The organism is Paenibacillus sp. cl130, assembly GCF_900116035.1.
Classification (GTDB): Bacteria; Bacillota; Bacilli; order Paenibacillales; family Paenibacillaceae; genus Paenibacillus; species Paenibacillus polymyxa_B.
Genome location: NZ_FOYG01000003.1, coordinates 237,670 through 251,646, shown reverse-complemented (window position 1 = coordinate 251,646; position 13,977 = coordinate 237,670). Strand labels below are relative to the sequence as shown.

The 13,977-nt window shown below is 46.0% G+C and carries 2 protein-coding genes; both read right to left on the bottom strand.

Annotated features, from left to right (window positions below):
- Positions 1-13 precede the first annotated feature (13 nt).
- On the bottom strand, positions 14-4,639 hold the full coding sequence (locus BM358_RS10440) for a non-ribosomal peptide synthetase (protein ID WP_028541294.1): 4,626 nt from the start codon (positions 4,637-4,639) through the stop codon (positions 14-16).
- Between the two features lie 23 nt (positions 4,640-4,662).
- Positions 4,663-13,536, bottom strand: a complete 8,874-nt coding sequence (locus BM358_RS10435) for an amino acid adenylation domain-containing protein (RefSeq protein WP_371263075.1) — start codon at positions 13,534-13,536, stop codon at positions 4,663-4,665.
- Positions 13,537-13,977: the final 441 nt, after the last annotated feature.

Genomic DNA, 13,977 nt, shown 5'->3' with positions numbered 1-13,977 from the left:
TTGCGGATATCCTTTATTTCAACAGATTTCCCAGCTTATCCGATAATCGGCTTGATATTTGTTCAAATTGCCCCATAGACAATTGATTATATGTAAAATCCGTAGGGCTGCGCTCCGCCTGATCCTTAGTGCAACAATGATGGATAATATTCAATAGATGTTTTTTAAAGCCGATCGTTAATCGCTCTACCGTCGCTGCACCATATTCAAGCCCGTTATATTCAAATCCAAACCGAAGGATTCCGTTCGTTATCATGCCGTTAATGTCAAATGTATTCGTCTTTTCCGCACGCGGGCTTCTCTCACCATTGGCTAAGTCTGCTAATCGAGAAATACGCCAAGGCATGTCTGCGCTGTTTTCTTCGTCGAATTGTCCCAAATAATTGAAGCTAATTTCCGGGAATGGTGCTGCGACTAGAGAAGCGGATTTAGTCTGGTCTTTGGTCAAATAACGTAAAATACCATAACCGATGCCCTTATTAGGCACCCGCCGCAGCTTATCTTTAACCATTTTGATCTGATAGGCCAAATTTTCGGGTCTGTTGACCTCGATTACAAAAGGATACAGGGAGGTAAACCAGCCGACTGTACGAGAGATGTCCAAATCTTTAATGATCTCCTCCCTGCCGTGCCCCTCCAGCAAAATCGGGATTTCGTTATAGCCGCTCCAATCATAAAAAGCCAGACCCAAGGCTGTAAGTAACAGATCATTCATTTCCGTATGATAGGCATGATGTACATGCTTCAACAGCTTTTCCGTCTCATCCCTGCCGAGTACCACCTCCGCTAGGCGTCGATCCTGTATCAGGCTAACCGCGATTTCATGATCCCTTGGCAATCGACGCATCCTGCGTGAATCTACATTGTTCCAGTAGCTGATTTCTTGGCGTACCTGTACACTTTCGGCGTAAGTAGTCAGTCCTGAAGCCCACTCTTTGTAAGCATCCGTCTTGGCAGGCAGATTCGGCATCTCACCGCGAGCTACCTGATCATAGGCGGTGCCCAAATCTTCCAGCAAAATTCTCCAAGACACACCGTCTACAATAAGATGGTGGATAACGATCATCAGATGATCTTCACCGGACAAATGGAATAAAGCCAAACATATGAGAGGACCTCGTTGCAGATCCAAACTGCTTTGCAGCTCATCGCCAATGTGTCGGATTTCTTCTTCAGGCTGGCTTGATTGTGTCAAATCATAGCTCGTTAATGTAAAGAACTCACCTTCGTTCACTCCCCTGTTATAGGCGGAGGCTCCCTTTTCCTCTTCCACAAAGATGATGCGTAATGCATCGTGATGGGCTACCAGCTTGTCCATAGCGTTTTTCAGCCATAATTCATTCCATCCTCTATCATTTTGCAGCATGACCGCCTGATTATAATGGTGACGATCTCTCCGATGATGCTGAAAAAAATCGAGTTGAATGGGTGTCAATTCTACCTCACCCTCTACAATCCCCTGGGGAATGATACGGGTGATTTTTTTTATAAACGGTGCTATCAAGTGAATTTCAGGGTAACGGAATAAGTCCTTTACTTCCATTTTCAGGCCTTTGGCATTTAAGCGTATTGCAATTTGCAATGCTTTAATCGAGTCCCCGCCAAGCTCGAAAAAGTTGTTGTGTAATCCAATTGGTTTAACACCGATCACTTCTTCCCAGATCAAAGCAATTGTTTTTTCCAATTCATCCTGTGGTGCCTCATATACGCTATCCAACGGTGCTATTTCATCTGGTTCGGGCAGATTGGATCGGTCTATTTTCCCGTTATGGGTCAATGGCAACTGTTCCAATACAATGATTTGGGCTGGAACCATGTAGACTGGTAACTGCTGAGCCAGTTTATCTCGCAGCATGTCTTTCTCAGCTGCACCTGCAACATAGGCGCATAAGTACTTTTGTCCCGCCGTGTCCAGTCGATCAACTACAACCGCCTGGCGTACTCCTTCCGTTTCGAGCAAAATAGATTCGATTTCTCCAGGCTCAATCCGGTATCCGCGAATTTTATATTGGTAGTCAGCTCGCCCGATAAAATCAATATTCCCATCTGGCTGCCAGCGCGCCAGATCCCCCGTACGATACAAGCGTCCACCGGGCGAGAACGGATCAGACACGAACTTCTCCGCCGAAAGCTCCGGTCTGTTCAGATATCCCCGCGCTACAGAAGCTCCACCAATACACAGCTCGCCCGTTACACCGACAGGGACCGGACGCATCTTGTCATCAACAATATATAACTTATGATTCGGTAGAGCTCTGCCGATAGGGACAATACCGGACAGAGGCAATTTTTCCAGCTCGTCCTCATAAAAGCTAGATTCGATTGCGGCTTCGGTAACTCCATACGTATTAATAATCCGCATCTTGCTGCCAAAACGGGTCAACATCTTACGGTAATCTGCAACAGCCAAGCTATCTGCTCCAGTAGTAAGCAGCTTTAGGGAACTGATATTTGTACCATGCTCATAGATGTAATTCAATAGTAGAGATAAAAGCACAGGAGGCGTCTCAAACGTAGTAATCTCCTGCTGCTCCAACAGTGTAGCCAGGGTAGCTGGATCATTTCTCACGTTTTCAGGACAAATGACCAAGGTACCTCCATTGACAAATGCCTTGGCCAAATCGCATGCAAACACATCAAACGACATGCTGGCAATTTGCAGTAGCTTAACAGGGAAATCTTTAAATCCTTGGCTGTGTCTGTAACCGAGTGCGGTGTTGACATATTGTTGATGTTCAACCATAACGCCTTTGGGCTTACCTGTGGTACCCGATGTATAAATGACATACGCCAAAGAGCTGGGCTCATATGTGGAGATATACTGCTTGTTCGAATCCATCTCGGGCTGGAGTGGCAAGGTAGCGAGATCGACTACCTCGCCCATAAAATCCATTGTTTTCAGCCAGCCCGTCAGGTGAGATTGCGTAAGCACAATCGTCGTTCCACAGTCACGCAGCATATATTCAATACGCTCTTCTGGATACACGGGATCTACTGGCACATAGGCAGCTCCGGCTTTCATAATTCCCAGCACCGCCACTATCATCTCAACAGACCTGTCAACCATGACAGCGACCAGACTCTCCCGTGTAATTCCACGCTTCTGCAAAAAATGGGCAAGAGCGTCCGCTCTATCATTGAGTTGTCTGTAAGTGAGCATCGTATCTTCATATATGACGGCTGCTAGTTCTGGTGTACGCTCCGTCTGCGCTTCGAATAGCCCGTGAAAAGTAAGTGCAGGAAACTGGACAGCGGGTCCGCTCCATATTTTCGTCAAATTAGCCTCTTCTTCGGTTGTTAACAGCCGAACGTCACGGAGGCAAACATCTGCATTGCTGGCAACTTGGAGGAAGACATGCTTCAAATGATGGGCCAGATGCTTCATCGCTTCACTGTTGTATACCTTGCCGTTATAGGACAATATGAAACTCATTGCCTTCTTGTCTTCAACTTCAATATTAAAGTCATACGGTATTTCTTCGAATAACCGGGCGTCCTCAATAATGAATCCAAGTTTGTCTTGCCAGTCCCGTCTCCCGATCATGTTTTCCAGCGGATAGTTCTCGAATACAACGATATGATCAAGCAAGCGTTGCTTGAGTGCAGATTGCGACTGGATTTCAGCAAGTGAACAGTATCCGTTCATCCTTCCTTGGACAGAGGCTCTCTGGACATCGCGCAACAATTCAACAAAACTCTTTTCTTCATTTAATCTAATTCGTAATGGAATAGTGTTAATGAACAATCCCACAATTCGCTCTACTTCATCCAATTCCGACGGGCGGCCAGATACCACCGTGCCAAAAACTACGTCCTTGCTTCCGTTGTAACGGCCAAGTACAATTCCCCAGGCGGCCAGAAAAAGACTGCTGAGCGTGGTCCCATTGCATTCAGCAATCGCACGCAAAGTGCTGGTCTCTTTTTCCGTCAGCGTCGTTCTATATTCCTGCAGCAGATAGCCGCCTTTTTCAGGAGTTGTAGCTGAAGTTTTTAGCATCGGAAGTCCAGCCGTTTGTTCGTAACCTTGTAATACAGAACTCCAGTAGTCCTTGGCCGCCTCCTGATCCTGTTCTTCAAGCCAGTCGGCATACCCGGTGTAAGGTTGTGGTTCAGGCAATTGAACGGAACGGCCTGTACGATAGGCCTCATAGGCCGTTAACAACTCGTCCATTATGATGCCAAGACACCAGCCGTCCATAATAATATGGTGAAAACTTAAAAGCAACGTATAAGCATCTTTATCCGTTTGGAGTACAGCCATCCGGATGAGCATATCCCTGCTCAAATCGTAATGGGTGTTACGGTCCACATCCATAAATCTACGAATAGCGTCGGCTTGCTCCTTTCCGGTCAGCTCTGTCATATTTTCGTAAGTAATCGCCGTGTTTCGCTTTTTAAAGACAATCAGCCGCGAACGAGAAGCGGATTTATGATAAATGTTCGAGCGCAGCGTTTCATGACGCTGAACCAGTAGCTGAAAGCTTTTTTGCAGGGCATTCCAATCCAAATCTCCCCGAATAGAAATACGTAATTGCTCGTAATAAGCCTGTGATTCTGGTTCCATCAGCGCATGAACGAGCATTCCTTCCTGTAAGGGAGTCAAGTTGACCACTTTTTCAATTTCAAGTCCTTTGATCATGGATATCCTCCTCGTACGAATCGTTATAGATTCTCATAAAACTGCCTCATGTCTTCAAACTCATCCAGATCCAAACCACGTGCTCCCACATCTGATGGTGTTAGTTGCCGTTCGGATTGGTCCAGACAATGCTGAATAATGCCCGACAAATGATGTTCAAAACGCAACAGAAGCATTCGGATAGTATCTGCTTCATACGCGTGATGGTTATAAAGCATGCAGATGGAAAGCTTACCGTCTTTCAGCCGCCCATCCAGATAGAGGGGATAGGCTAAATCTGAAATGCTACAATTCTGGCTGGACCCTAATTCAACATCCATAGGCGATGTATGAAAGTGAGAGGAACTGACCGATTCAGAATGAATCAAGCGGAAGCCAATTTCCGGGTAATACTTAGCATTAAATTCCGATCTGCCGGAGGTTGCAGAACCATATTTTAGTAATCCATATCCTAAACCCTGGTTGGGCACTTGCCGGACCGTCTCCTTTACGTTTCTGAGCAAAAGAGAACTGTCTTCCCCAGGCTCCATGTCCAAAACAAGCGGATATATGGAACCGAATTGACCTACGGTTCTTGAAAGGTCCGGTTTGTCCGAAGTCACAGTTTGTTGCTCCCGATCATAATGTTCAAATCCAATGGAAATCTTAGACTGTCCGGACCATTCCACTATAGTCAGTCCCAATGCAGCAAGCAGTAACTCAGCGGTCACTGTATTATAGGTTTGGTTAGCCCGTGTCAACAGTTGGCTTGTTTCCTCGTCCGAAAGCTGTATGATGCAATGTTCTACTGGACGAAGTGTTTCGGAATGTGCAGATGTCTTATGGTCCTTCGGTATAAATTCTCCATCAAAATTAACCTTATCCAGCCAGTAGAGTTTCTCTTTGGCCAGCTTTTTGCTGTCTGCATAGTCTTCTAGCCACCGCATCCAGGAGCGGTAAGAATCTGTTTTGTCAGGAAGCACTATCGGTTCCCCGTTGAGAGCTTGTTCATAGGCAGTTGTGAAATCCTCAAGCAGGATACGCCAAGATGTGGGATCAGCCACTAGCGGATCTACAGAAAGGAAGAACTGGTCGGAGCCCGACATCCGGAATAAGCCTGCGCGTACTCTGGGTCCCTCAAACATTCCATAACTATTTTGAATCTGGAAGCATTCGCTCTGTAATTGCTTGCTAGCTTCATGGTCATCATCTACTAGAGAGAACACATCAAGTGTGAACAATTCTTCATTTTCATCTCGGTATACAAGGATTGACGGTTCGTCGATCGACGCCTGACCAAGCCGTAATCCCTCGTGATGAGTAGTTAATGTTTGCAGCACAGACCGTAACAGATCCTCATCGAAGTCCGGGTTGCCTGCAAATAGCATGGATGTTGCCGTCCGCAAGGTGTAAAATGTGCCCAGTTCATTCAACTGCCGCTGAATCGATGTTATTGGAATCTCTCCATGTATCGAATTCTGGTCTGTGTAGCGGAACAAAGTTGTCACAAGCTTGCTGAGATCCTCAATGAACGGGTGCTCCATCAAAAGAGAAATGTCAAGGGAATAACCATGCTGACGCAGGCGTGAGGCCACCTGAACAGCCTTAATAGAATCGCCGCCAAGCAGAAAAAAATGATCTCGAACGCCTATATGATCACTTCCCAAAACGTCTTGCCATACCATAACCAACGCCTTTTCCACATCATTTCTCGGAGCAACATAATCCGTTTGCAAAGAGTCATGTCGGTCCGGCTCAGGTAACGCTTTTCGGTCCGTTTTTCCATTGGATGTAAGAGGAAGCTGCTGCATTGGCACCACATATGCTGGAATCATATAAAACGGTAGCTTTTGCTTGAGCGCATTCTGCACGTCCAGCGGACTTAATGGCTCAGAAGCCACAAAGTATGCACACAAATCCTTGTAGCCGTCTTTGTTCTCCCGCGCTACGACTACTGCTGATTGGATTCCGTCTATAGACAGCAACTGCGCTTCGATCTCGCCCAGTTCAATACGATATCCTCTCACTTTTACCTGTTGATCGATCCGACCCAGATACTCAATGTTGCCATCAGGCATCCAACGCGCCAAATCTCCTGTGCGGTACATCCGCTCATAATCCTCCGCTCCGCTGTTAAACGGATTGGCAGCGAACTTCTCCTTGGTCAATTCCGGTCTATTAAGATAGCCACGGGCTACTCCTATACCACTGATACAAAGTTCTCCCACCACTCCAATCGGCTGCAATCGCTCCGTACCTTCCTGTACAACATACAATTGAATATTATCAATCGGTTTACCGATCGGGATCACCGAGTGCTCTTCCACAGGCTCGCATTCAAAGAATGAAACGTCTACAGTAGCTTCTGTTGGACCATACAAGTTAATTAGTTTTGCGCTTCCAATCCCTGACATAATTCGATAGAAACGCGCCACCTGCTGAGGAGGCAATGCTTCACCGCTGGCAAATACATGTTTTAACGTTTTCAATTGTGCTTGCACCGTTTCCCTTGGTTGCTGCTCCAGATATTCCAGAAAAATATGCAGCATCGCGGGTACAAAATGAAGGGTGCTCACCTTGTCTTCATTAATCGTGTTCAGGATCTGTTCGGGAGACTTTTCTCCACCGATTGGCAACAAGCTTACTTTTGAGCCCACCATCGACCACCAGAACAACTCCCATACGGATACGTCAAAAGTAAAGGCAGTTTTTTGCAAAATCGTATCTTCTTCGCTCAGCCCATATCTATTGTGCATCCAGCAGAGCCGATTCACGACTGAGCGGTGCTCAACAATAACCCCTTTCGGTTTCCCTGTGGAACCGGATGTGTAGATGATATAGGCCGCATGGTTTGGTTCTGCTACAGGCGCAAGGTTGGAGGCATCTTCATGCCAGCTACTCATGCAGTCGGTCGTAGGCTCCGTCGATCTGGACGTTTGAGAAACCATGATCGTGGGAGCATAATCCAACACCATTACCTTGCAGTCCGCATATTGCTTCAGCTGTTCTGCAAACTGTGGTTGTGTCAGCACCAGTTGTGTTCTCGAATCTTCAAGCATATATTGAATTCTTTCCTGTGGGTATCCCGGATCAATGGGTACATAAGCTCCACCTGCTTTTAGAATTGCATAGATGCCAATCATCATCTCAGGTGAACGCTGAGCGATAATCCCCACCGGCTGATCCGGTCCCACTCCATCCGCCCGCAGCGTTCGCGCTAAACGATTCGCCAGCTCATTCAACTCTTGGTAAGTCATACACTTATCTCCAAATATGATTGCCATGTCATCTGGAGTCCTGCTAACCTGCTGCTCAAACCTTCCGTGAATCGTTGCATCCTGCGGAAAATAGGCAGAGGTGTTGTTGAACTCATATAGTAATAAGTGCTTATCTTCTTCTGTCAGCATATCCATGTCAGCCAAGCGAATTCCGACATCTTGAGTTACGATTTCCAACACTTTTATATAATGGAGGGCAAATCGCTCAATCGTCTCCAACTTAAATAGGCTGGTCGCATACTCCCAGGTTAAAGTTAACTGGTCTTGAGTTTCCGTTACATGTAATGAAAGATCGAACTTCGATACACCTAAATTAAACTCATTCGGTTGCAAACGAAGTCCGCCGAGTTCAATGACCTCTGTTCCCTTATTTTGCAGACTGAACATCGTATCAAAGATGGGATTGCGGCTTACATCACGTACTCGATCCAGTTTGTCGACCAGTTGGTCAAATGGATATTCCTGGTGCTCCAACGCAAGCAGAGTGTTATGTTTGACGTCCTCCAGAAAAGCACTGAATGGCTGGGATGCCAGCGGTCGATTACGGAGAACTAAAGTATTCACAAATATGCCGATCATTGCTTCCGTATCCGCATGCCCTCTACCCGCTGCCGGTGTACCTACGAGGAAGTCCTCTTGCCCGGAGTATTTGCTTAACAGCACATTATAAGCTGCCAAAAGCACCATAAAGAGCGTTGCTCCCGTGTCTCTTGTCAATTGATTAAGTCTATCCGTCAGCTTGGATTGCACAATGAAGGTAAGGCTGTCCCCTGCGAAGCTCTGACTTGACGGACGAGCAAAGTCAGTTGGCAGGTCTAATACAGGGAGCTCGCCATCCAACGTGTCTAACCAAAATGCTTCATCCTTTGCTTGGCTGTCTCCGACATAATGTTGTTTTTGCCAAACGACATAGTCTTTGTAGTGCACGTCAACGGGGGCAAGTGGCACACCCTGATACCGCGTGCTGATCTCATCCATTAATACTGCCATCGAGAAGCCGTCTGAAATGATATGGTGCATATCGATCAGCAACATAAACTGGTCACGATGGATTGCGAACAGCTCAGCACGAATTAAAGGAGCCTTACTCAGGTCAAAAGGCTGAATAAACAGTTCACGGACGTGATTAGCATCCTCTTCGGAAATTGGAGTAACAGGAATGTCCAGTGAAAGCATATCCTGTACCTTCTGCACGGTTTCCCCGTCTACTATCTCAAAATACGTCCGAAAGGATTCATGCCGTGAAAATACCTCCTTCACTGCATCCATGAACCTGGAAACGTGTAACTCTCCCTCTATATGCAGTTGACCCGATACATGATACGCTGCACCTCCACCCAGTTGATCCAGCACATACATTCTTTTTTGAGCGGGAGATACCGGATAAAAGGGCTGTAAATCTGCCCGAACAAGCGGCTCAAACTTTCGCTTTTGTCCTCCTTTTACATGTGCAGCCAGTTGTGCAATCGTTTGCAAATGTAAAATTTGTACCAGCGGAATATATACTTCGAATTCCTTGTTAATTCTGCTTAGAAGAACAGTCGCTTTTAAAGAGTCTCCACCCATTTGAAAAAAATTATCGTTGTATCCGATATCAGATACATTTAAAACTTCCTTACATATAGATATCAGTTTGTCCTCAGTCATATTGCCGTCAGAAACCTGCTTCTGCGAGTCCTCTATCTTGATATCTTCTGGTTTCGGCAATAATTGAAAATCCGGCTTCCCATCAGCCAAAAGAGGGATGCTATCCATCAGAACCCAAAAGCGAGGTTGCCCATAATCAGGAAGTATTGAGCTAACACTCTCTTGCAGCTTCGCTATATCCCACGAATTAGAATTATTGTCCACTATATAAGCCACTAGATACGAAGAGTTACTGCTCTCACCGTCTTTTCGTGCCGTCAAAACACAGGCATCCAAATCCAGTGCTTGCAAAAGATGTTTCTCTATCTGCTCAAGATTTACTTGATGCCCGCGAATAAGAACATCTCGGCTGGCTGCACCGATATGTCGAATTCTCCCTCCAACCTCGACATAAGCCCATTCCAGCGTAGTTCCCAGTAAACCAGCGGATGTGGCCAAATATACTTGTCCGATGGTACCCGTAGGAGACGGATGTTTATATTTGTCCAGGACACAGGGATAATTCCCTTTAGAATCCGCGTATGTCGCCCACACTTCCAGAAGCCGCTCCCTTTCCGTACTTCGAAGCAAAGACAGTGCAGATACACGCATTCCGTCTTCCTGCACAATCGAGCTCAGCAGATGTACAAAGTATTGCGCCCATACTTCCATAGTGTCTTGTTGAAAAAGACTCGCAGCATAGTCAAAATCAAGCCGCAACTGCTGACCAGACTCCGTAACATTCAGAAACAACTCATATTGACAGGACAATATTTCATGCTCCAACAATTCTGTTTCCAGTCCGTAATAGTGAAACTCTGGAATCGGCCTATCCATATTGAACAACACTTTAAGGACGGGCAAATGGCTTAATCCTATCTGGGCAAGTCCGGCAAAGCTGTATTTCTGATAAGCATCCAGCGTATGCATTACTCGCTTGACCGTCTGTGTGAATTCCGTGAACGTTGCTCCAGAGTCTACCTCACAAATCACTGGAAGCAAGTTAACGCAGTTGCCAATTAGCGGGGACACACCCATATGAGATTGCCCTGCGGTTGGAATACCTACCATTATTTGATTTTGGCCTGTCAGTCTGTGCAAGAAAAGCTGAAAAACAGACAATAAAGTCACAAATAAGCTGTTGCCAAGCCGAATACTGACTGATTTCAGTTGCTTCACCAGAGGCGCATCCACCACAATGGTGTGCCGTGCTCCGCGCGAAGAAGGAGAACTGATGTTGCGTTGGATAGACGGCAAGTCAAGGGCGGGCAATGGCTTCGCAAGTACATCTGACCAAAAAGCAAGGGCAGCCGCTCCACCTGCCTCTAACTGGTTTTGCTGCCATGCTGCGAAATCTCGGAACGGAACAGGATCGGGAAGCGTGCAGTGTTCCCCCCGTACACAAGCGGAATAAAATCGTTCCAATTCATGGAAAAACACACCTATGGACCAGCCATCTGCAATCAGATGATGAAATGTAAATGCAGCGATGTGCTTCTCATTCGACGTTTTTAAAAGCTGGATACGGAATAAAGGTTCCCCCGCACTTATTGGGAATACGGTCTCCCTGTCCTTATCCATCCAAGCACGGATATCATGTTTCTGTTCCTCTACAGAAAGACTGCTGATATCATGTAGCGGAATGCTGACAGCCATTGCCGGGGCGATGATCTGCGTTTCTCCGTCCTCCCCCATAAAGGTGCGTAGGGCTTCGTGGCGTTTAACGATACGTTGGACAGCCTCATTAAATTCCTTAACATGTAGCGGACCCCGGAAACGCAGTAAAACAGTCTCATGAAGCGACTGCGATTCCTTTGAATCCGAGACTGAGGCGAACCATAATTGCTTCTGATCCGGAGTCAGCTTAATCGTCGATTCCTTAAGGTTTGCAGTTGCAGTTTCAGGAAAAAAAGCCTTATTTAGATCGTTTGCATGAGGGTGCAGATCCGGCAGAAACCCTCCTTTGCGCAGCTCATCAACGCTCTCTTTAATTGCCTGTACAATCCGCTCTATATCTTCCAAAGTATGAGCCGTTGACAAAAAACAGTTCCGGCCTTCCCATATATAAATTCCTTTATCCAGCATGTGATAAAAGAATAGTTCCAAGTCACCTTTAAGGACGAAACGGAACAAGGAACCGAAGTAAACGACATTTATAGGTATCTGTTCCTCCGTAAAATAGTGATTCAGTTCTGCTGTGAGCGCCTTCGTACGACTATTCAGCTCGTTATGCAGTTGCCCCCTGTCCTTCTCCAACCGCTTTAGTACGGCCAGGGAAGCTGCCATAGCCAGGGGGTGATGGCAAAAAGTTCCCGCTACAAACGTCCGCTGTTGCTCATGCGGTGGATAAGAGTCATCTCCGAAGTTCCACATTCCTCCATCAATTCCATCCATGAACGATGCTTTCCCTGCCACGATACCGATGGGAAGACCGCCGCCAATGATTTTACCGTAAGTTACAAGGTCGGCTTCAATGCCGTACCACGCCTGCGCACCCCCCGGCTGAATACGGAAACCCGTAATTACCTCATCAAAAATGAACGCGGCCCCGGATTGCTCCGTAATCTGGCGTACTTCCTTCAGAAAAGCTGCGGGCTGGAAATCAGGGCGACGACTCTGCACTGGCTCTATGAGAACAGCAGCCAGTTCATGGGCATGGGAGCGGATATATTGGAGTGACTCGTCCGTTCCATAGCTGAGCACAACGACATCGTCCACCATGTGCTGTAGTACACCAGGTGCGAGAGGAGTGGAATGTTGTTCCCTGCCATCCGTTGTTCCGCCCAATGCCAATACTCCGTCAAAGGTACCGTGATAGGAACCAGAAAAAATCACCACTTTTTCCCGCCCGGTGGCAGCCCGTGCTAACCGAAGGGCAACCATAATCGCCTCTGTCCCCGAGTTATATAGCGCAATTCGTTCCATGCCTGTCATTTGGCAAATTTTTTCGGCAATCTGCCCGGCCATATTGGACATCGGTCCAAGGCACATTCCGTTATGTATTTCCTTTTCTATCGATTCACGAATAAAGGATGGGTTGTGACCAAACAAATTGACCCCAAACCCCATCGTCAAATCAATATATTCATTACCATCCAGATCCCAAATTTTAGAACCCTCTGCACGCTGGGATATAATCTGATACACCATTTCCTTGTGAGCAAGCCTAAATCCGGCCACATTCCGGTTATTGGCGTATACAGACCTGTATTGCTGAGTATACTCTTTGGTCTTTCGTGTGCGCATCGTGTAATGTTCAATCAACTTTTGCAGATGCTTTTCCTGCCTAAGTGAAAGTGAATTATGAGCTTGTACATTTATTTTTTGATAGGGAACAAATGCTTTCGATTTTTTTCTGTCTGGCAAAACAGCTGACACGGAAGCCTGTACGGGGGAAACAGAAGTAACTGTGGCAGCTACCTCCTTCATCGCGGATGTCTGAGGTTCGACAGCAGTTTGTAGTGAAAGCGATTCAGGCATTGCCACTGGTGCAAGCCGAGATTGACACAGTATTTCCATCTGCTGCGACATGAGTTGAAGTTGCATTTCTAAAATTCGTTCTCTCCCCGCAAATACATCCTTATTTGATAGCTTGCTTTCTTGTGGTGCGGGACCTTCTATAGGGATAGTAGATTCTTGACTCCAGCCCGACAAAACGGAAGGTACCGAAGAAGTGATACTAGACGCCACAGCCAGCTGATGCTCCTCCGAATTCTGGAACAATTCTTCAGAGGTCGAGGCTATCCTATCAGCAATATAGTTTGTCAGCAACTCCAGCGTAGTCAGTGATTCAAAAAACTCGTTCATCGGGATATCCAAGCCAAACGTACTTTTAATGCTGTGTCTAACCTGAGACAGAAGAATAGAGTCTAAACCAAGTTCTAAAAAATGTTTTTGCGGCTCTAATTCGTCTGGACTGAGTTGGGATACACTTTCGATTATTTTTGACAGTTTATTAGTAATCGTAGATTTTTGGGGATTGGAAGCAGATTCCGTCGAAAAATACTCATTCACCATCTTTTCAGACTCCTTTACTATGGGGTATTCAAGGAATTAATTTTATCCTTTCCAACTGTGACGCTAGCCTAAAAAGCACGATATAACCTAGCTAGGGGTACAAGATAAAGTTCTCATAGGAAGGTAAATATGAACGGTCCACTGTATAAGGAACCATCCTTATACTAATAAAATATAATTATCCATCTGTAAAGCGAGGATCTAATTTGTTTTATTAAACCATTAATGGCTAAATGCGCTTATCTAACTTATTATGCAGGATATAGTTTTTTTCCAGTAATGATCCTAAAAAAACTCAAATCTTTTCGTTTACTCGCTGACATGCGTCAATTTATGACAATTGAATTCGATGACATAACTGATGCCCATACTGGGTGCACTACTAAAAATGCCAAGTCCTAAGAATAGAACCTGACATTTTATCAAACTTGGAGCGTA